This window comes from Cyanobium sp. Cruz CV13-4-11 (assembly GCF_024346055.1).
Classification (GTDB): domain Bacteria; phylum Cyanobacteriota; class Cyanobacteriia; order PCC-6307; family Cyanobiaceae; genus Cyanobium.
This window is the reverse complement of record NZ_JAGQCH010000001.1, coordinates 168,600-187,374: the sequence shown is the minus strand read 5'-3', so window position 1 is coordinate 187,374 and position 18,775 is coordinate 168,600. Positions and strand designations below refer to the sequence as shown.

Genomic DNA, 18,775 nt, shown 5'->3' with positions numbered 1-18,775 from the left:
CCTAAATCCGCAGGGCATCCAGCACGGAGCGATCCTCGAGGGTGCTGGTGTCACCGCTCACCTCTTGGCCCGCCGCCAGGGAGCGCAGGATGCGGCGCATGATCTTGCCGCTGCGGGTCTTCGGCAGGGAATCGGTGAAGCGGATGATGTCGGGCCGGGCGATCGGGCCGATCTCCTGACCCACATGACGGCGCAGTTCGGCCTCTAGGGCCGCGTCGCCGTCCACCCCCACATCCAGGGTGACGAAGGCCACGATCCCTTCCCCCTTGAGGTCGTCCGGTCGGCCCACCACGGCGGCCTCCGCCACGGCGGGATGGCTCACCAGGGCGGATTCGATCTCCATCGTGCCCAGCCGGTGGCCCGAAACGTTGATGACGTCATCGACCCGGCCCATCACCCAGAAATAACCATCCGCGTCCCGGCGGGCGCCGTCGCCGGCGAAGTAGAGGTAACTGCCATCGGCGGGCCGGATGTGCTCCCAGTAGCTGCGGCGGAAGCGGTCGGGATCGCCGTGCACGGTGCGCATCATGCCGGGCCAGGGCCGCCTGACCGCCAGATAGCCTCCCTCCCCGGTGGGCACGCTGTTGCCCTCCAGGTCGACCACTTCGGCCACGATACCCGGCAGGGGCAGGGTGGCCGAACCGGGCTTGGTGGGAGTGGCCCCGGGCAGGGGGCTGATCATGACCCCGCCGGTCTCGGTCTGCCACCAGGTGTCCACCACGGGGCAACGGTCGCCTCCGATCACATCGCGATACCACATCCAGGCCTCGGGATTGATCGGCTCGCCGACGCTGCCGAGGATCCGCAGGCTGGACATGTCGTAGCGGTCGGGCACCGCGCGGCCGCTCTTCATGAAGGCGCGGATGGCGGTGGGGGCGGTGTAGAAGATCGTCACCCGGTGCTTCTCGATCACCTCCCAGAAGGCCCCGGGCTTGGCGGGCCTCGGTGCCCCCTCGTACATGAGCGTGGTGGCGCCATTGGAGAGGGGGCCGTAGACGATGTAGCTGTGGCCGGTGATCCAGCCCACGTCGGCGGTGCACCAGTGGATGTCGTCCTCACGGATGTCGAAGATCCACTGGAAGGTGAGGTGGGCCCAGAGGTTGTAGCCGGCGGTGGTGTGCACCACACCCTTGGGCTTGCCGGTGGAACCGGAGGTGTAGAGAACGAAGAGGCGGTCCTCGCTGGCCATGGGCTCGGCCGGGCAGTCGGCGCTCTGGCCGTCCACCAGCTCATGCCACCAGAGGTCGCGGCCGGCCTCGAAGGCGGTGGCTTCACCGGTGCGGCGCACCACAAGAACGTGCTCGACGCTGGGGCAGCCCTCGGCCAGGGCCTGATCCACCGCCGGCTTGAGGGAGACGGCCTTGTCCTTGCGGAAGCCGCCGTCGGCGGTGATCACCAGCTTCACCTGCCCATCGATCAGGCGGTCGCGCAGGGCCTCGGCGGAGAAACCGCCGAACACCACCGAGTGGGGGGCGCCGATGCGGGCGCAGGCCAGCATGGCGATGGCCGCCTCCGGCACCATCGGCATGTACAGCGCCACCAAGTCCCCCTTGCCCACACCAAGGGCCTTGAGGGCGTTGGCCCCGCGGCAGACCTCGGCGTGCAGTTCGCGGTAGGTGAAGCGGCGCACGTCGCCCGGTTCCCCTTCCCAGATCAGGGCCGTCTTGTCGGCACGGGGGCCATCCAGGTGGCGATCCAGGCAGTTGTAGGAGAGGTTGGTGGTGCCCCCCTCAAACCAGCGGGCGAAGGGCGGGTTGCTCCAGTCCAGCACCGTCTCGAAGGGCTCGAACCAGTGCAGCTCGCGCCGGGCCGCCTCTCCCCAGAAGCCATCGGGATCGGTCTGGGCCCGCGCCACCAGCTCCTCGTAGGCGGCCATCGAACCAATGCGGGCCGCGGCGGCCAGCGCCGGCGGCGGATCGAACTGCCGCTCTTCCTGGAGCACCGACTCGATGGTGGGGGAGGAGTCCTGGGTCATGGCAAAGCCTGCCGTGCGGGCTGGGGCATGGTGCATTCAACCGCAGACAGGCCACGCTGGAGGGACACGGCCCCATTCCCATGCCCGCCTGGCTGACGATCCTGCTGGTGATGGGCCTGGTGATCGCTGTCCTGACCCCGAGCCGCCAGCAGTTCGCCTGGTTCCTGCGGCTGCGGCGCCCCCGCTGGCTCACCTTCGAGCGCTGGATCCCGCTGATCTGGTCGGTCGTCTACGTCTGCTTCTACGCCTCGGCCCTGATCCGCTGGGGGGCCGGTGGGGTGACGGCGCCCCTGGCCATGGCGGGCTTCCTGGTGCTGCTGGTGCTGGTGCAGAGCTACACGCTGCTGATCTGCCGCACCCGGCGGCTCGCCTGGGGCACGGCGGCGGGCCTGGCCGGCTGGCTCTGGGGCCTGGGCCTGGCCCTGGCGCTGCTGGCCGTGTCACGGTCCGCCAGCCTGCTGCTGCTGCCGTTCCTGCTCTGGAGTCCGATCGGCACCTTCGTGACCTGGCGGATGCAGAAGCTGAACCGCTGAGGCCCCCACGGCCTGAAGCACCGATCGGGCCGATCAGGGCTGCTCATCGCTGCTTGGCAAGATCGCCAGGCGGCGTTAGCCAGGGGACGAACCCACCGGAATGGAGCGGAAGGCCATGGAGGAGCAGCCCATCACGCCCCATGCCGGCCCGACACGGGACGCCGAGGGCAACCTCACCTACGTGGGCGACGACGGTCGCCGCTACGTGGTGGGTCTGCCGCCGGACATCGATGAGGACAACGTCGAGAAGGTGATGACCCTGCTGCGGGGCGGCACCGGGCTGTTCCAGCAGATCGAGGCCCTCTGCCACCACTGGATCGATGAGGTGGGCGGCAGCGAACTCGATGAGCGGGCCGCCCTGGTGCTGCTGCTCACCACCCTGGAAACCGCCCTGGAGGACCGTTACCCCGAGACCGATCCGTCCTGATGCAGGCTGGGGGCATGCCCCAGCGACCCGCCGCCTGCCTGTTCGATCTCGACGGTCTGCTGCTGGACACCGAACCCGCCCATGCCAGGGCCTGGCAGGAGGCCTCCACCCGCTTCGGCCGCCCCCTCGCTGGGGCCGAACTGCTGAGCCTGCGGGGCCGGCGGCGCCTCGACTGCGCCAGCCAGGTGCAGCAGTGGATCATTGCCGCCGGAGGGGCGCCGCTCAGCGTCCAGGAGTTGCTGGCCGTACGCCAGCCGATCGCCGAGGCCCTGCTGGCCACAGCCCCGGCCATGCCCGGGGCCGAGGTCCTGGTGCGCCGTTGCGTGGCCCTGGGGATCCCCATGGCCCTGGCCACCAGCAGCGCACAGCAGGCGGTGGCGGTGAAGGTGGCGCCCCACCCCTGGCTGACCCTGATCCGCGAACGGGTCCATGGCGATGATCCGGACCTGGGCGGCGGCAAACCCGCTCCGGATCCCTTCCTGCTCGCGGCCAGGCGCCTCGGGGTGGCACCAACGGCGTGCTGGGCATTCGAAGATTCCAGCGCCGGCGTGGCCGCCGCCCTGGGCGCCGGCTGCCGGGTGCATGTGCTGCTGCCTCCGGGGGTGGGCTGCCAGGCCTACCCCGAAGGGGTGATCTGCCTCAACTCGCTGGAGGAGGTGGAGCTGGATTAGTAGAGGCGGCTGAGGACAAACTCGGGCAGGGCACGCAGGGCGCTGCGGGGCTCCGAGGGGGGCAACCACTCGATCGCCTCGTGGGCTTCACGGGCAAAGCCCTCGGCCAGGGCTCGGGCCCGGCCGATGGCCTCGCAGCCGCGCACCATGGCCAGGGCCTGGTCGAGGTCGCCGGCCTCGCAGAATTCCCGCTCGATCAGCCCGGCCAGGGCCGGCCGCTCCTCGAGGGCATAAAGCACCGGGGCGGTGAGGTAGCCCGAGGCCAGGTCACTGGCGGCGGGCTTGCCCAACTGCTGGTCGCTGGCGGTGAAATCGAGGATGTCATCCACCACCTGGAAGGCCAGGCCCAGCTGACGACCGAAGCGGTAGAGGGCGTCGAGGCGAGGTTCGGGCAGACCGGTGAGCACCCCGGCGGCCCGGGCACTGTTGGCGATCAGCGACGCCGTCTTGCAGTAGCTCTTCTCGAGGTAGGTCTCGAAGCTCTGGCCCGTGTCGTAGCGGAACAGCCCCTGGCGCACCTCGCCATCGGCCAGATCCATGATCACGCGGGAGAGCAGTTTCACCACCTCGAGATCGTCGAGGTTGGCGAGGTGCCAGCTGGCCTGGGCGAAGAGGAAATCGCCGGCCAGCACCGCAACGCGATGGTTGAAGCGGCTGTGCACCGTGGCCACGCCCCGGCGGGTGGCCGCCTCGTCCACCACATCGTCGTGAACAAGCGAAGCGGTGTGGATCATCTCGGTGATCTCCGCCAGCCGCCGGTGACGGGGGCTAAGGCCCCCATCGGGGGCAATGGCCCGGGACAGCAGCAGCACGATGCCCGGCCGCAACCGCTTGCCACCCGCCGCGAACAGATGCTCGGCGGCCGCTTGAAGAATCGGATGGCCGGCGCCGATCAGGCTGCGCAGGTCGGCCAGCAGGGCATCGAGGTCGGACTCCACCGGCTGGAGCAACTCTGCAACCGTCGCCACGTCACCTCCACGATGAATGGATCCTAGGGGCCGTGCCTCAATAGGCGCGGGTGGGCGACTGCAGGCTGACGCTGCGCACCGCCGGCCGGCTGCCCAGCCAGGCGGCGGCCGCGGTGGCAAAGGCCTCGGCGGGCCCGGTGACACAGAACCGGGTGCGCTCCAGGGGCGGCCGCACCGACTCCACCGCCTGGTCGACCTCGGGGGAGTCTCCCAGGCTGGCCAGCAGGGGTCCGAGGCGCTGGGCGGCCGCCAGGGCGGGGTCCACCAGCTGCACATCGGGCGGGAGCAGTTCGGCCAGCAGGGCCCGCAGCAGCGGGTAGTGGGTGCAGCCCAGCACGATCGTGTCCACGTTCGCCGCCAGCAACGGGGCCAGGTAGCGGGCGGCGGCAGCCCGCAGCTCAGGAGCCTGGAGATCGCCCGCTTCGATCAGGGGCACGAAGGCGGGGCAGCCCATCTCCAGCACCCTGGCCGAGGGGCGGCAGGCCTGGATCGAGCGCCGGTAGGCACCGCTGGCGGCGGTGGCCGGGGTCGCCAGCACCCCGACGTGGTCGCTGGTGAGTTCGCTGGCCAGGCTGTCGATCAGCCCCACCACCGGCACGCCCGCTTCGCCCACCGCCACGTCGAGGGCCAGGGCGTTGGAGGTGTTGCAGGCCATCACCAGCACCCCCACCCCCTGCAGTCGCAGCCAGTGCACCACCTCCGAGGCGATCGCCCGGATCTCCTCCTTGGAGCGCTGCCCGTAGGGGACTCGGGCCGTGTCCCCCAGATAGAGGCAGGGGGAATGGGGATAGAGGGCATGGACCTGGCGGAGCACCGTCAGGCCGCCGAGGCCACTGTCGAACAGACCGACGAGCAGGCTCACGAGCCCCCCTGGAGAAAGTCGAGGATGCCGGCGGACACCGCCACGGCCATGCGGCGGCGGAAATTGGGATCGGCCAGGCGGGGGGCGTCGAGGCTGCCGGTGACGAAGCCCATCTCAGTGAGCACCGCCGGCATCACCGTGCGGCGGATCACGAAGAAGCGGCCCGGTCGGGCGCCGCGGTCGGGGGTCCCCGGCGAGATCTCCATGATCCGGGACTGGATCGCCTGGGCCAGCCTCAGGGAGCTGCCCGACTGGAAATAGAACGTTTCCACGCCGTTCACATCCGGGCGGGCCATGCTCAGGGCATTGGCATGGATGCTGACAAAGGCGGCGGCGTTGCTGCTGTTGGCCAGCGACACGCGCGGCGGCAAGTCGACGTCCACGTCCGAGGTGCGGGTCATCAGCACCTGCACCCCCCGGGCCTGGAGCAGCTGGGCCACCTGCAGACTCACATCCAGCACGACGTCGGCTTCCCGCAGTCCACCAATCCCGACGGCCCCCGGATCGGGCCCGCCGTGGCCAGGGTCGATCACCACCCGGAAGCGGCCCCGGGGCACCGGCGGCAGGCCGTCGGTGGAGAGCGGCTGGCCCGAGGTGGTCCGGCCGCTGCTGCCGTAGCCGGTGGGGCGCGAAGCGGTCCAGCTGGAGGTCGGTGCGTCGATGTCGCCCTCACCGACATTGCGGGTGAAGCCACTCAGGGGCAGGCCAGTGAGGCTGAGGCGCCAGCGATCCCGCGCCGTGCCCACCAGCCGCAGCTGGCGGGGATCCAGGCGGGTGCCGGGCCTGAACTCGAGCACCAGCCGCGTGGTTCCGGAATCGGGACGGCCGATGCGCACTTCCCGCACCAACCCGCCGACGGGCACCGAACGGCTGCGCAGGGGGGCACCGGGCAGGTCCACCCAGACCCGGGGCCCGGTGACGCCCGAACCCTCCTCGTAGAAGGCCTGCAGCCGCACCCCCGGAGAGGTGCGCAGTTCCAGCACCCCCTCCCGGCTGAGGCGCCAGGCGGAAAGGGCGCTCGCCGCCTGGGCGGGCAGGGCCCCGAGCAGCAGGGGCAGGCTCAGCAACCAGGCGAATCGCGCCGCACGCACTCCCATGAACACTCAGAAAAGGGCCGGATGACGGTGCTGCAGGCTCGGCATCTGGGCACGGACCCTGGCCTCATGGGCCATGTCGACCGGAGCCATCGCCAGTCCCGGCTCCACCCCGGCATCGGCCATCACGGTGCCCCAGGGATCGATCACCAAGGCATGGCCATGGGTCTGACGGCGGCCGTAGTGGAGCCCCGTCTGGGCGGGCGCCAGGACGTAAGCGGTGTTCTCGATCGCCCGGGCCTGGAGCAGCACCTGCCAGTGGTCCTTGCCGGTGTAGGCCGTGAAGGCGGCCGGAATCATCAGCAACTGGGCGCCCGCACCGGCCAGCTGCCGGTAGAGCTCGGGGAAGCGGACGTCGTAACAGATCGACAGGCCGACGCGGCAGAGGCCGGGCACATCGACCACGGGGGGCAGGTCGTGGCCGGGCTGGACCGTGGCCGACTCCCGGTAGGTGATGCCGTCGGGCAGGTCCACATCGAAGAGGTGGATCTTGTCGTAGCGGGCCAGAAGCTGGCCCTCCCGGCCCACCAGCTCGGCGCGGTTGAACGTCTGACCCTCGCCCGCCGGCACCGGGAAGCCGCCCCCCAGCAGGGTCACCTGGTAGCGGCGAGCCATGGTGACCAGGAAGCGGCTGCAGCGCTCCGCCAGAACCGGTGCCAGTTCCAGCCGGCGGGCGTCGTCGCCCATGAAGGCGAAGTTCTCCGGCAGACCGACCAGGTCGGCACCGCGGCGGGCCGCCAGTTCGATCAGCTCCTCAGCCGCTGAAAAGTTGGCCTCCGGATCCGGCGTGCTGGTGAGTTGCAGCGCTGCTGCCAGAAAACTGCTCACCGCTGGACCGCTCCAAGACGGGCGAATCGTAAGGGAGCCGACGAGCGGGGCAAGGCGCGGCTCAACTGGCGCGCAGCACCCCGGGTTCGGCCTGGATCGGCACGATCTCCAGGCTGTCCACGGCGGCGCAGCAGGCGAAATCGGCGTCATGGTTGCCGAGGCCGATCAGGCGCTGGCCGTGGCTGGCGCTGCGCAGGCAGGTCTCGGTGTCATGGCGCCACTGCTGCCAGAGGGCCAGGGCCGCCAGCATCTCGTCGTTGGCACAGCCGACCCCCATGTGGGGCGCCACCGCCAGCTCGATCGCGGCCGAAGCCACGGCTCCCGCCGCCAGGCTGTCCTCGAGGGAGTAGTCCCCCTCCCAGCCGCTGCCCACGATCCACACCCGCAGGGCACGGCGCTCAATCAGCCGCCGGGCCACGGCGGTGCGGTTGGGCAGGCAGGCGGTGACCAGCAGGGGCACAGGCCGGACCCGATCGAGGGAGCGGGTGCCGTTGGTGGTGCTCAGGAAAATGCGCTTGCTTTCCACCCGCTCCGGCGTGACCGCCAAGGGGGAATTGCCCAGGTCGTAGCCCTCCACCCGCTGGCCGCCCCGCTCACCGGCCCGCAGCCGACGGGCGGCCGGCCAGTCGGCGGCGGCGGCTTCAAGGGCGCCGAGGTCGGCGAAGGCCTGGATCGCCTCGGCCCCGTTCTGCAGCGCCCAGGCGATGGTGGTGGTGGCCCGCAGCACATCGATGACCACGGCCGCATCGGGGCCGCCTTCCTCGGGCGGCAGCAGGGGCGGGACCGCTTCGGAGGTGTGGAAGTAGGAGAGCAGCACGGGACACGATCGCTACGGGGGTGCGTCACAGTAGACAGCAGCTCGACGGCGCAGGACGGGGTGGCGGGAGTGGTGGCCGACGGGATTGGGAGCGGCAAGGCGCTCGGACGGCAGCGCAATCTGCGCGATTTCCTGGCGTTGCTGGAGAAGCGCGGCCAGCTGCGGCGAATCGCGGCGCCGGTGGACCCGGATCTGGAACTGGCGGCCATCGCCGATCGGGTGCTGGCCATGGGCGGCCCGGCCCTGTTGTTTGAAAACGTGATCGGCTCCCCCATGCCGGTGGCGGTGAACCTGATGGGCACCGTGGAGCGGGTGCTCTGGAGCATGGGCATGGAACGGCCCGAGGAACTGGAGGCCCTGGGGGAGCGCCTGGCCCTGCTGCAGCAGCCCCGGCCGCCGAAGGGACTCAAGGAGGTGATGACGTTCGGGGGGGTGTTCTGGGACCTGGTGAAGGCCCGGCCCGACCGCGACCTCACCCCCCCCTGCCACCAGCAGGTGCTGCGGGGCGAGGCGGTGAACCTGGAGCAGCTGCCCCTGCTGCGCCCCTGGCCGGGGGATGCGGGCGGGGTGATCACCCTGGGGCTGGTGATCACCAAGGACCCGGACACCGGCGTCCCCAACGTCGGTGTCTACCGGCTGCAGCGCCAGTCGATCAACAGCGCCACCGTGCACTGGCTGAGCGTGCGGGGCGGCGCCCGGCACCTGCGCAAGGCGGCGTCGATGGGCCGCAAGCTCGAGGTGGCGGTGGCCATCGGAGTGCATCCCCTGCTGGTGATGGCGGCGGCCACGCCAATTCCGGTGCAGCTGAGCGAGTGGCTGTTCGCCGGCCTCTACGCCGGCGAGGGCGTGCGGCTGGCCCGCTGCAAGACCCTCGACCTGGAGGTGCCCTCCCACAGCGAGGTGGTGCTGGAGGGCACGATCACCCCCGGTGAGGTTCTCCCCGACGGCCCCTGCGGCGACCACATGGGCTTCTATGGCGGTGAGGAGGACTCTCCCCTGGTGCGCTTCCACTGCGTCACCCAGCGCCGGGAGCCGATCTTCCTGACCACCTTCAGCGGCCGCCCTCCCAAGGAGGAGGCGATGCTGGCGATCGCCCTGAACCGCATCTACACGCCGATCCTGCGCCAGCAGATCCCGGAGATCGTCGATTTCTTCCTGCCGATGGAGGGCCTCAGCTACAAGCTGGCGGTGATCGCCATCGACAAGGCCTACCCGGGCCAGGCCAAGCGGGCGGCCATGGCCTTCTGGAGCGCCCTGCCCCAGTTCACCTACACCAAGTTCGTGGTGGTGGTCGACAAGTCGATCGCGATCCGCGACCCGCGCCAGGTGATCTGGGCGATCAGCGCCCAGGTGGATCCGCAGCGCGACCTGTTCGTGCTGGAGGACACCCCCTTCGACTCGCTCGATTTCGCCAGCGAACGGCTGGGACTCGGGGGACGGCTGGCCATCGATGCCACCACCAAGATCGGCCCGGAGAAACGCCACGACTGGGGCCAGGCCCTGGGCCGGGATGCCGCCCTGGAGGCGCGGGTGGATGGCCGCTGGAGCGAACTGGGTCTCGACGATCTGGGCCAGGGCGAGCCGGATCCCGCCCTGTTCGGCTACACCCTGGAGCACGTGTTGGAGCGCCTCGCGGCCCGCCGCTGATGCTGCGCCGCAGCGGCATCTACGCCCTCAAGGCCCTGCTGGAGCTGGCCCTGGATCCGCCGCGCTGGCAATCGGTGAATGCCCTCGCCCAGGCCCAGGACCTGCCCGCCCCGATGCTGGAGCAGCTGATGCTCAAGTTGCGCCGGGCTGCCCTGGTGGAGTCGCGGCGGGGCCGGCAGGGGGGCTACCGGCTGCGGCGCCTGCCCGCCGACCTGCCCCTGGCGGCGATCCTGGCGGCGGTGGCGGCCCCGGCCACCAGCCTGATGGCCGCCACGGAGCCGGACGACGACCCCCAACCCAGCGACCGGGTGACCCGGGTGCTCAACCGACGCCTGCTGCAGGCCCTGGAGCGGGAACTGGACCGCCTCACCCTGGAGGACCTGCTCTTTGATCTGCGCAGTGCCCGGGCGGCCTTCAGCGAATCCGGTGGACTGCTGCTGGGCTGAGGCGGGCCGCACCGATGAACATCACGGCCAGATCCTGGTCGAATTCCACCTGGAAGCCACCGGTGCGCAGGTAGTGGAGCAGGCGACCAACGGTGCGCCGTGGACCGCGGCCGAACAGATCCATCCCCTGCATCGTGATGGCCGTGAAGCCATTGGCCAGCAGCCAACCCTCGAGGGCCTCCGGTGTCACGAAGCGCATCCAGTCGTGAACCCCGGCCGGTATCAACCGCAGCAACGTCTCCAACAGCCAGATCATGGTGAGCCGGGAGCGGAAGGTGCGATTGATGGTGTCGAAGCAGAAGGTTCCTCCGGGGGCCAGAACCCTGGCGACCTCCGCGATCACGGCGTCCGGGCGGTCGACATGCTCCAGCACATCGACGCAGATCACCACATCGAAACCTCCGGCGGCAAAAGGAAGTTGCTCCGCCAGTCCCACCCGGTAATCAATCTCCAGACCCGACACGGCCGCATGGCTCCGGGCCGCTTCGATGCAGGGGCCGGAACGGTCGATGCCGCTCAGGCGGGCGCCGCGGCGCGCCAGGAACTCACAGGTGTAACCGCCGCCGCAGCCGATATCCAGGACGCGAAGATCTCTCCATTGGGGAACAAACTGATCGAAGCAGAGAAAGCGCAGTGGATTCAGTTGACGGAGCGGAAAGATGGTGGCGGTCTCCTCCCACCAACAGGCCGCCTGTTGATCGTAGAATGAAAGATTGTTGCGCAACAAGGTGACGGCACCGTCGGTTTCGATCATTATCCCGACCCTCAATGAAGCCGGTCACCTGGGGCGCACCCTCCACCAGCTGGAGATCCTCGATCCGGCTGCCGACGAGGTGATCGTGGTGGATGGCGGCAGCACCGATGCCACCCTGGCCATGGCCCACGTGCACGGCTGTCGAATGATCCGCTGCCAGCAGGTGGGGCGAGCGGTGCAGATGAACCGGGGGGCGTCTGAGGCCCGCGGCGAGATCCTCTGCTTCGTTCATGCCGACACCCTGGTGCCTTCGGATCTGGTGCAGCTGGTGACCGACACCCTGGCCGACCCGACCACCAGCTGCGGGGGCTTCATTTCACTGATGCGGGGCACCCGAAGCACCCGCTGGGGCGTGAGCCTGCACAACGCCCTCAAGACCCACTACGCGGCCCTGCTGTTCCGGCCCCACCGCTACGTCCTGAAGGGTTTCCGGGTGCTGTTCGGTGACCAGGTGATGTTCTGCCGGCGGCGAGACTTTGAGCGCTGCGGGGGCTTTGACGACACCCTGCCGATCATGGAGGACTCCGATCTCTGCGAGCGGCTGGGCCGGCTGGGCCGCATCCGTCAGATCAACCGGGTGGTGGAATCCTCCGACCGCCGGGTGGCGCGCTGGGGGTCCTGGAAGGCCACCGGGATCTACCTGATGATCGGCCTGCTGTGGGGCCTGGGCGTGCCGGCCCCGCGGCTGAAGCGGTTCTACGGCGAGCTCCGCGACTGAACCTCAGCCATTGAGGGCCCAGTCGTAGGGGAGGTGGCTGATCCCGACGCCAGTCGGCAGCGCCAGTTCCGGGCGGTAGCGGCCCACATAGGCGGGGATCGAGGGCGCCACCGCCAGAAAGTCGCGCCGGTACCACTGGAAGATCCTGCTGACGGACAGGCGGCCCCTGGCCGGATCGAAGCGCAGCTTGTGCGGATCCTGCAGGAAGCGCAGGGCGTCCTCCTCCAGCTGGGCCTCGAGCCGCTCGGCCCGGTAGGCCTCCGGCCGCAGCAGGGGGCAGCCGACGGCGGCGCAGACCAGGGCGAAATGGAGACGGGGGTCGCCGAAGCGAGGCCGAAGGATCCCGTGCTCGATGCGGTTGAGGCTGAGGGACTGGCCCTGCAGGCTGATCACCGGCCGGGAGAAGAAGGCCAGGAACGCCGGCCAGTTGGGCAGCCCCGCGATGGTGGGACGAATCGAGGCCAACGGGAAGCGGGCCAGCACCTGGCGGATCACCAGGGCGTTGTAGAGGTTGATCCACAGGGCCATGGCCTCGGGCCTGGAGCCAGGCTCAGGATCAAAGGGCCGCTGGGCCGCCAGCCAGTGCTCCAGTTCCGCCGCACCCTGGCGCTGCCAGGTGGCGTAGTCCACCCGCCCGCGGTCGTCCACGTGGCGACGGAGCAGGCCATCCCAGATGGCGATGTCGAGCATGGGGCGACCCTTCAGGACCCATCGTTCCATGCCGCTGCCGGTGACAGGAGATCCGTACCCGGGCAGCCACGGCAACGATTCCTACGCTGGACCCATGGTTCCCGCCCCCTCCCTGCCCGATCCCACCGGCCCGCTGCTGGACGAGATCCTGGTGCCGCTGCTGCAGGACTACGCCGAGTCCTTCGATCGCGGTCTGCTGCTGCTCGACCACTGCCCGGAGACGGTGATGGCCACCCCGGAGCAGGAGAACCTGCGCCAGCGGCTCGAGGACGCACGCCGGTCCCTGGTGGCGGCCAGGTCCCTGCGGGCCGCCGCCCCCAAGCCCATGGGGCTGTCCATGGAGACGATCACCCCCTGGCACCGGCTGGTGGTGGAGGTCTGGAGCCTGTCGGCCAGGCTGCGGGCTGTCGGCATTCGACCCTGAACGGGGGGCCGCAACCGGCCGCTCCATAGGATCACTCCAGTAGGCGCCACAGCTCTTGTCCTCCTCCGCGGGTGTCGATGTGAGCCTGGCCGCCCTGCCGGCGGCCGTGGTCCTGCCGGCCGGCGGCAGCCTGCGGGGGAGCGTGACGGTGCCCGGCGACAAATCGATCTCCCACCGCTCGCTCCTGTTCGGGGCCATCGCTGAAGGAACCACCCGCATCGAAGGACTGCTGCCGGCCGAGGATCCCCTCAGCACCGCGGCCTGTCTGCGGGCCATGGGTGTGACGGTTTCGGCGATCAGCGCCGGCCAGCCGGTGACCGTGGAGGGAGTGGGCCTCGATGGGCTGCGCGAGCCCACCGACGTGCTCGACTGCGGCAATTCCGGCACCACCATGCGGTTGATGCTGGGGTTGCTGGCCGGCCGGGCGGGGCGCCACTTCGTGCTCACCGGTGATGCCTCCCTGCGTTCCCGGCCCATGGGGCGGGTGGGTGTTCCCCTGGCCCAGATGGGCGCCCGCATCCAGGGTCGCGACAGCGGCAACCTGGCCCCCCTGGCCGTTCAGGGCCAGGCTCTTCACGGTGCCGTGATCAGCACGCCAGTGGCCTCGGCCCAGGTGAAGAGTGCCCTGCTGCTGGCCGCCCTGACGGCGAACGGGCCCACCACCGTGATCGAACCGGCCCCCACCCGCGACCACAGCGAGCGGATGCTGCGGGCCTTCGGTGCCGACCTGGTGGTGGATGGCGACCAGGGAAGGTTCATCACCGTGCGGCCCGGGAACGCCCTGCGGGGCCAAACCGTGGTGGTGCCCGGCGACATCAGTTCGGCGGCGTTCTGGCTGGTGGCGGCGGCGATCACCCCGGGGGCCGATCTCACGGTCGAGAACGTGGGGCTCAACCCCAGCCGCACCGGCATCCTCGATGTGCTGGCCGAGATGGGCGCCCGGATCACCGTGCTCAACAGCCGCGACGTGGCCGGCGAGCCGGTGGGGGATCTGCGCGTCCAGCACGGCCCGCTGCGGGCCTTCCGCATCGAGGAAGCGATCATCCCCCGCCTGGTGGACGAGATTCCCGTGCTGGCGGTGGCGGCCTGCTGCGCCGAGGGGGTCAGCCGCATCAGCGGCGCCGCCGAGCTGCGGGTGAAGGAGACCGACCGCCTGGCGGTGATGGCCCGCCAGCTGACAGCGATGGGGGCCAGGCTCGAGGAGCACGCTGATGGCCTCAGCATCGAAGGCCCCACCCCGCTGCACGGGGCGGAGGTCGACAGCGAGACGGATCACCGGGTGGCGATGAGCCTGGCGGTGGCCTCCCTGGTGGCCCGGGGCGACACCCGCCTGGGGCGGCCGGAAGCGGCCGCCGTCTCCTACCCCGGCTTCTGGGATGACCTGGCCCGCCTGCGGCACTAAGACGGCAGAGCCGGAACCGGGGCCCGAGCTGCTGCCCCGGCTGGGGCGCGATGGCAGCTTCAGCCTCTACAGCTGCGGCGTCGGGGAAGGCTTCCACAATGCCGCCGGAGCCCTGCGGGAGGCCCAGGAGAAGTTCGTGGCGCCGGCGGCGCTGGAACGTTTCGCCCCGGGGCGGCAGCTGGTGGTGGCTGAGATGGCCGTCGGCACCGGCACCAACACCGCCGCCCTGCTCGCGGCAACGGCGGCCGCAGGCCTGGAACTCGACTGGTGGGGCCTGGAGCTGGACCGCCGGCCCCTGGCCCTGGCCCTGGCGGACGCCGGCTTCCGGGCCCAGTGGCCCGCCGCGGTGATCGGCCGGCTGGAGGGCCTCGCCGGCGGCCCCCGGCTGCAGCTCGGCGATGCCCGCCACAGGCTGCCGGGGCTGCTGGACACCCAGGCGGGTCGCTGCGACCTGGTGCTGCTGGATGCCTTCTCCCCCCAGCGCTGCCCCCAGCTCTGGAGCCTGGAGTTCCTGGAGCGGCTGGTGCGGCTGCTGCGGCCCGACGGCCGGCTGCTCACCTATAGCTCCGCGGCGGCGGTGCGTCGCTCCCTGCTGGATCTGGGCCTGGAGCTGCGGGCGATCCGGCCGCCCGCCGACGAACCGGAGCGCTGGAGCGCCGGCACCGTGGCCAGCGTCATCCCCTTCGCACCCCATCCGGCCCTGCGGCCCCTGGAGCCCTTCGAACTGGAGCACCTCGCCAGCCGCGCCGGCCTGCCCTACCGGGACCCCAGCGGCAACGCCACGGCCGCCGAGATCCTGGAGCGGCGGCGGCGGGAGCAGGCGCACAGCCCCGCCCCACCAGGGAGACGGCGTCCGCCAGAAGACCCCGGCGGACTGGGCTGCTCCGAAGGGCACCGGTAGATTCCGGCGCAGACGCCCCGCCGCCGCCGATGCTTGCCGTTGCCGTCCTGGCCGCCGGGAAAGGGACCCGCATGAAGAGTGCCCTGCCCAAGGTCCTCCAGCCCCTGGCCGGCGCGACCCTGGTGGAACGGGTGCTGGGCAGCTGCCAACGGCTCGCCCCCGACCGCCAGCTGCTGGTGGTCGGGCACCAGGCCGAACGGGTGGAGCACACCCTGGCTGGCGTGGAGGGCCTGGAATTCGTGCTGCAGCAGCCCCAGAACGGCACCGGCCATGCGGTGCAGCAGCTGCTCGGGCCGCTGGAGGGCTTCGAGGGCGATCTGCTGGTGCTCAACGGCGACGTCCCCCTGCTGCGGCCGGAGACCCTGGAATGCCTGCTCTCCACCCATCGCACCAGTGGCGCGGCGGTGACCCTGCTCAGCGCGCGGCTGGCGGACCCGGGCGGCTACGGCCGGGTCTTCGCCGACGGGGCGGGCCAGGTGAGCGGCATCGTGGAGCACCGCGACTGCACGGCCGAGCAGCTCGGCAACACCCTCACCAATGCGGGGATCTACTGCTTCGACTGGGTCAGGCTGGCCACCGTGCTGCCCAGCCTGAGCAGCGACAACGACCAGGGGGAGCTCTACCTCACCGACACCGTGGCCCTGTTGCGGCCGGCCATGCACCTGGAGGTGGCCGACCCGGATGAGGTGGCCGGCATCAACGACCGCCAGCAGCTGGCCCACGGCGAGGCGGTGCTGCAGGACCGGCTGCGGCGCCACTGGATGGCGGAGGGGGTGAGCTTCACCGATCCGGCCAGCTGCACCCTCAGCGAGCACACCCGCTTCGGCCGCGACGTGCTGGTGGAGCCCCAGTGCCATTTCCGCGGGTTCACCAGCATCGGCGAGGGCTGCCGCATCGGCCCCGGCTGCCTGATCGAGAACAGCCACCTGGCCGCCGACGTGGAGGTGGTCCATTCGGTGCTGCGCGACAGCCACGTGGAACGCGGCTGCGTCATCGGGCCGTTCGCCCAGCTGCGGGCCGGCACCCATCTGGCCGCCGACTGCCGCATCGGCAATTTCGTGGAGGTCAAGAACAGCCAGCTGGGGGAGGGCTGCAAGGCCAACCACCTCAGCTACCTGGGCGACGCCGACCTGGGCGCCGATGTGAACGTCGGGGCAGGAACGATCACCGCCAACTTCGACGGGGTTCGCAAGCACCGCACCGTGATCGGTGGCGGCAGCAAGACCGGTGCCAATTCGGTGCTGGTGGCACCGATCACCCTCGGGGCCGGGGTGACGGTGGGGGCGGGCTCCACCCTCACCAGGGACGTGCCCGCCGGGGCCCTGGCCCTGGGCCGGGCCCGCCAATTGGTGAAGGAGAACTGGAACGCCGCCGCCCCCCGGCAGCAGCAGGGGGTGGCGGGCTGAATCCCGAATTTCGGGCCTAATCTCGGCCCGCAGTCACCTCGGATCCATGGCCGTCAACCCCGTCATCTGGTTCGAGCTGTACGTCGATGACATGGCCCGGGCCCGGGCCTTCTACGAGACCGTGTTCGAAGTGAGCCTGGAATCGATGGGAGACGCGGGGATGGAGTACTACGCCTTCCCGATGCAGAACGACCAGGTGGGGGCCGGAGGCGCCCTGGCGAAAATGGAGGGCATGGCCCCGGGGGGAGGCGGCACCCTGATCTATTTCCACTGCGACGACTGCGCCGTGGAGGAAGCCCGGGTGGCGGACGCCGGCGGTACCGTGATCAAAACCAAGATGTCGATCGGTACCTACGGCTTCATGAGCCTGGTGCTCGACACCGAGGGCAACACGATCGGGCTCCACTCCCAGGCATGAGCCTCAGCCACCCCGGCGCCAGGTGTGGAAGCGCTCCAGTAGGGCCAGGGTTCGCTGGGGCGCATGGGACTTCTTCCAGGCCCCAGCGGCGTACTTGTTGGCTTCCGCCAGGGTGGGATAGGCGTGGATCGCGCCCATCACCTTGCCCAGGCCCAGGTTCCATCGCATCGCCAGCACAAATTCAGCCAGCAGCTCCCCGGCCTGCTCCGCCACGATGGTGACCCCCAGAATCCTGTCTTTGCCGGGCACGGTGAGCACCGTCACGAAGCCGGTCTCGGCCGATTCAACGATGGCCCGATCCAGCTCGGCCAGCTCGAAGCGGGTGACCTCGAAAGCCACCCCCTGCTCGATCGCCTCCGCTTCGCTCAGCCCCACCCGGGCCACCTCCGGGTCGGTGAAGGTGGTGCGGGGGATGACGCGGCCATCGACGGCGAAGCGCACCGGATCGAACAGCCCGTTCACGGCCGCATACCAGGCCTGATGGGCCGCGGTGTGGGTGAACTGCCAGGGACCGGCCGCATCACCGGCGGCATAGATGTTGGGGTAGAGGGTCTGCAGGTGGGGGTCGGTGTCGATGGTGCGCCCGGTGGGGATGCCCAGGGCCTCAAGGCCGTGGCCCTCCAGCCGGGCCTGGCGGCCCACGGCGCAGAGCAGTTCGTCGGCCTCCAAGCAGAGGGTATGGCCGTCCACCGCAGCCAGCACGCGGACGCCCCCGGCGGAACCAGGCTCGAGGCGCTCCACCCGGCAACCGGTGTGGACCCGGACGCCGTCGCGCTCCAGGGCCTCGCGCAGCAGCGCCCCCACCTCGGGGTCTTCCCGGGGCAGGAGCCGGGCGTTGCGCTGCAGCAGGGTCACCGGCAGACCCAGCTGGGCCAGGGCCTGGGCCAGCTCGCAGCCGATCGGGCCGCCACCCAGCACCAGCAGGCTGGGCCGGGGGGAGGGGTGCTCGGCCAGGGCGTCCCAGAGGGTTTCACTGGTGAGCGCCCGCACCGAAGCGATGCCGGGCAGCGAAGGGATCACCGGGGCGGCGCCGGTGGCCAGCACGATGGCGCGGGCCGTTAGCACCGCCTCGGTGCCATCGACGGCGGTGATCGCCACCTCCCAGGGGCTGAGCAGGCGGGCCTGGCCGAGGCGCACATCCACCCCCAGGGCGGTGTAGCGCTCGACGCTGTCGTGGGGCGCGATGGCCGCCACCTTCTGGCGCACCCGCTCCAGCACCCGACGCAACTCCACCCGGGGCTCCTGGGGGGTCAGGCCGTAGCGGTCGGCGTGGCGCAGGCGGGCGGCGAGGCGGGCGGAGCTGATCAGGGCCTTGCTGGGCACACAGCCGGTGTTCAGGCAGTCACCGCCCATGCGGTGCCGCTCGACCAGGGTCACCTTCGCCCGCACGGTGGCGGCGATGTAGGCGGTGCCCAGGCCAGCCGCACCGGCGCCGATGACAATCAGGTTGCGATCGAAGTGGCGGGGTCGGCTCCAGGGGCGGTAGAGCTGCCAGAGCCGCCAGCGGCCCAGCAGCAGCTTCACGATCCAGGGCAGCAGGCCCAGCAGGGCTAAGGAACCCAGCAGGGCCGGCGAGAGGAGGCCGCTCAGGCTGGAGAGCTGGCCCAGCTGGGCGCCGGCGTTCACATAGACGAGGGTGGCCGGCAGCATGCCCAGCGGATCAGGTTGGCGGGCGGAGGAAAGGGCACTCCAGAGTCCGGCGAAGCCACCGCCCAGCACCAGGATTCGCTGGGCTCCCACCACGTGTCTCCGGCAACAAGGAGGGAGAATCCCCGGACAGGGATCACTCCTGGA

20 protein-coding genes are annotated in these 18,775 nt (G+C 70.7%); 11 read left to right on the top strand and 9 right to left on the bottom strand.

Annotated features, from left to right (window positions below):
- Position 1 precedes the first annotated feature (1 nt).
- Complete coding sequence (acs, locus tag KBZ12_RS00995) at positions 2–1,975, bottom strand: acetate--CoA ligase (RefSeq protein ID WP_254955796.1); 1,974 nt, start codon at positions 1,973–1,975, stop codon at positions 2–4.
- Positions 1,976–2,055: 80 nt separating this feature from the next.
- On the opposite strand from acs, the gene KBZ12_RS00990 reads away from it, so the two are divergent.
- From KBZ12_RS00990 to KBZ12_RS00980, 3 genes are all read left to right on the top strand, one after another.
- Positions 2,056–2,508 (top strand): tryptophan-rich sensory protein, encoded by a 453-nt coding sequence (locus KBZ12_RS00990; protein WP_254955795.1) that lies wholly within the window; start codon positions 2,056–2,058, stop codon positions 2,506–2,508.
- Positions 2,509–2,623: 115 nt separating this feature from the next.
- Complete coding sequence (locus KBZ12_RS00985) at positions 2,624–2,935, top strand: hypothetical protein (RefSeq protein WP_254955794.1); 312 nt, start codon at positions 2,624–2,626, stop codon at positions 2,933–2,935.
- 14 nt (positions 2,936–2,949) lie between these two features.
- Entirely contained in the window at positions 2,950–3,606 is a 657-nt protein-coding gene (locus tag KBZ12_RS00980) for an HAD family phosphatase (RefSeq protein ID WP_254955793.1), read from the top strand.
- Here the strand turns inward: KBZ12_RS00980 and sds are convergent.
- The 5 genes from sds to KBZ12_RS00955 all read right to left on the bottom strand — a co-directional run bounded on the left by sds (position 3,603) and on the right by KBZ12_RS00955 (position 8,175).
- Positions 3,603–4,574: a solanesyl diphosphate synthase gene (gene sds, locus KBZ12_RS00975; protein ID WP_216908406.1), complete on the bottom strand. Its 972-nt coding sequence runs from the start codon at positions 4,572–4,574 to the stop codon at positions 3,603–3,605. The two genes, KBZ12_RS00980 and sds, sit on opposite strands and share 4 nt — an antisense overlap.
- Positions 4,575–4,611: 37 nt before the next feature.
- The gene (gene murI, locus KBZ12_RS00970) at positions 4,612–5,436 is read right to left on the bottom strand and encodes a glutamate racemase (protein WP_254955792.1); all 825 of its coding nucleotides are present in this window, start codon (positions 5,434–5,436) and stop codon (positions 4,612–4,614) included.
- A complete protein-coding gene (locus KBZ12_RS00965) occupies positions 5,433–6,533 on the bottom strand; it encodes an N-acetylmuramoyl-L-alanine amidase (RefSeq protein WP_254955791.1) in 1,101 nt (366 codons plus the stop codon). Before KBZ12_RS00965 ends, murI begins: the two co-directional genes overlap by 4 nt.
- A gap of 6 nt (positions 6,534–6,539) precedes the next feature.
- Positions 6,540–7,358 (bottom strand): carbon-nitrogen hydrolase family protein, encoded by an 819-nt coding sequence (locus KBZ12_RS00960; RefSeq protein WP_254955790.1) that lies wholly within the window; start codon positions 7,356–7,358, stop codon positions 6,540–6,542.
- 61 nt (positions 7,359–7,419) lie between these two features.
- Positions 7,420–8,175 carry a 2-phosphosulfolactate phosphatase family protein gene (locus KBZ12_RS00955; protein WP_254955788.1) on the bottom strand — a complete coding sequence of 252 codons (756 nt, stop codon included), beginning with the start codon at positions 8,173–8,175 and terminating at the stop codon, positions 7,420–7,422.
- A 72-nt stretch (positions 8,176–8,247) separates the two neighbouring features.
- On the opposite strand from KBZ12_RS00955, the gene KBZ12_RS00950 reads away from it, so the two are divergent.
- Together KBZ12_RS00950 and KBZ12_RS00945 are read left to right on the top strand one after the other, a co-directional pair.
- On the top strand, positions 8,248–9,822 hold the full coding sequence (locus KBZ12_RS00950) for a UbiD family decarboxylase (RefSeq protein WP_254955786.1): 1,575 nt from the start codon (positions 8,248–8,250) through the stop codon (positions 9,820–9,822).
- Complete coding sequence (locus KBZ12_RS00945) at positions 9,822–10,268, top strand: Rrf2 family transcriptional regulator (protein WP_254955785.1); 447 nt, start codon at positions 9,822–9,824, stop codon at positions 10,266–10,268. Before KBZ12_RS00950 ends, KBZ12_RS00945 begins: the two co-directional genes overlap by 1 nt.
- Here the strand turns inward: KBZ12_RS00945 and ubiG are convergent.
- Positions 10,237–11,022, bottom strand: coding sequence for a bifunctional 2-polyprenyl-6-hydroxyphenol methylase/3-demethylubiquinol 3-O-methyltransferase UbiG (gene ubiG, locus KBZ12_RS00940; protein WP_254955783.1), 786 nt, complete (start codon positions 11,020–11,022; stop codon positions 10,237–10,239). The genes KBZ12_RS00945 and ubiG overlap by 32 nt on opposite strands.
- Between ubiG and KBZ12_RS00935 the strand changes: the two genes are divergently transcribed.
- The gene (locus tag KBZ12_RS00935) at positions 10,997–11,740 is read left to right on the top strand and encodes a TIGR04283 family arsenosugar biosynthesis glycosyltransferase (RefSeq protein ID WP_254955781.1); all 744 of its coding nucleotides are present in this window, start codon (positions 10,997–10,999) and stop codon (positions 11,738–11,740) included. The genes ubiG and KBZ12_RS00935 overlap by 26 nt on opposite strands.
- Before the next feature lie 3 nt (positions 11,741–11,743).
- Here the strand turns inward: KBZ12_RS00935 and KBZ12_RS00930 are convergent, their stop codons facing one another.
- Positions 11,744–12,430, bottom strand: coding sequence for a DUF547 domain-containing protein (locus KBZ12_RS00930; protein WP_254955779.1), 687 nt, complete (start codon positions 12,428–12,430; stop codon positions 11,744–11,746).
- Positions 12,431–12,524: 94 nt separating this feature from the next.
- Between KBZ12_RS00930 and KBZ12_RS00925 the strand changes: the two genes are divergently transcribed.
- From KBZ12_RS00925 to KBZ12_RS00905, 5 genes are all read left to right on the top strand, one after another.
- The gene (locus tag KBZ12_RS00925) at positions 12,525–12,854 is read left to right on the top strand and encodes a DUF2605 domain-containing protein (RefSeq protein ID WP_254955777.1); all 330 of its coding nucleotides are present in this window, start codon (positions 12,525–12,527) and stop codon (positions 12,852–12,854) included.
- Between the two features lie 94 nt (positions 12,855–12,948).
- Positions 12,949–14,256, top strand: a complete 1,308-nt coding sequence (gene aroA, locus KBZ12_RS00920; protein WP_254956014.1) for a 3-phosphoshikimate 1-carboxyvinyltransferase — start codon at positions 12,949–12,951, stop codon at positions 14,254–14,256.
- Positions 14,231–15,157 carry an MnmC family methyltransferase gene (locus KBZ12_RS00915; RefSeq protein WP_254955775.1) on the top strand — a complete coding sequence of 309 codons (927 nt, stop codon included), beginning with the start codon at positions 14,231–14,233 and terminating at the stop codon, positions 15,155–15,157. Before aroA ends, KBZ12_RS00915 begins: the two co-directional genes overlap by 26 nt.
- A 29-nt stretch (positions 15,158–15,186) precedes the next feature.
- Positions 15,187–16,563 carry a bifunctional UDP-N-acetylglucosamine diphosphorylase/glucosamine-1-phosphate N-acetyltransferase GlmU gene (gene glmU / locus KBZ12_RS00910; protein WP_254955773.1) on the top strand — a complete coding sequence of 459 codons (1,377 nt, stop codon included), beginning with the start codon at positions 15,187–15,189 and terminating at the stop codon, positions 16,561–16,563.
- Between the two features lie 46 nt (positions 16,564–16,609).
- Positions 16,610–16,981 (top strand): VOC family protein, encoded by a 372-nt coding sequence (locus KBZ12_RS00905; protein ID WP_254955772.1) that lies wholly within the window; start codon positions 16,610–16,612, stop codon positions 16,979–16,981.
- A 3-nt stretch (positions 16,982–16,984) separates the two neighbouring features.
- On the opposite strand, the gene KBZ12_RS00900 is transcribed toward KBZ12_RS00905, so the two are convergent.
- Complete coding sequence (locus tag KBZ12_RS00900) at positions 16,985–18,721, bottom strand: FAD-dependent oxidoreductase (protein WP_254955771.1); 1,737 nt, start codon at positions 18,719–18,721, stop codon at positions 16,985–16,987.
- Between the last annotated feature and the right edge of the window lie 54 nt (positions 18,722–18,775).

Coding starts and splice junctions, on each gene's coding strand:
- KBZ12_RS00980 (WP_254955793.1), top strand. CDS start 2,950: ATGCCCCAGCGACCCGCCGCCTGCCTGTTCGATCTCGACGGTCTGCTG.
- KBZ12_RS00915 (WP_254955775.1), top strand. CDS start 14,231: ATGACCTGGCCCGCCTGCGGCACTAAGACGGCAGAGCCGGAACCGGGG.
- KBZ12_RS00905 (WP_254955772.1), top strand. CDS start 16,610: ATGGCCGTCAACCCCGTCATCTGGTTCGAGCTGTACGTCGATGACATG.
- KBZ12_RS00990 (WP_254955795.1), top strand. CDS start 2,056: ATGCCCGCCTGGCTGACGATCCTGCTGGTGATGGGCCTGGTGATCGCT.
- acs (WP_254955796.1), bottom strand. CDS start 1,975: ATGACCCAGGACTCCTCCCCCACCATCGAGTCGGTGCTCCAGGAAGAG.
- KBZ12_RS00985 (WP_254955794.1), top strand. CDS start 2,624: ATGGAGGAGCAGCCCATCACGCCCCATGCCGGCCCGACACGGGACGCC.
- KBZ12_RS00965 (WP_254955791.1), bottom strand. CDS start 6,533: ATGGGAGTGCGTGCGGCGCGATTCGCCTGGTTGCTGAGCCTGCCCCTG.
- KBZ12_RS00945 (WP_254955785.1), top strand. CDS start 9,822: ATGCTGCGCCGCAGCGGCATCTACGCCCTCAAGGCCCTGCTGGAGCTG.
- KBZ12_RS00930 (WP_254955779.1), bottom strand. CDS start 12,430: ATGCTCGACATCGCCATCTGGGATGGCCTGCTCCGTCGCCACGTGGAC.
- glmU (WP_254955773.1), top strand. CDS start 15,187: ATGCTTGCCGTTGCCGTCCTGGCCGCCGGGAAAGGGACCCGCATGAAG.
- ubiG (WP_254955783.1), bottom strand. CDS start 11,022: ATGATCGAAACCGACGGTGCCGTCACCTTGTTGCGCAACAATCTTTCA.
- KBZ12_RS00925 (WP_254955777.1), top strand. CDS start 12,525: ATGGTTCCCGCCCCCTCCCTGCCCGATCCCACCGGCCCGCTGCTGGAC.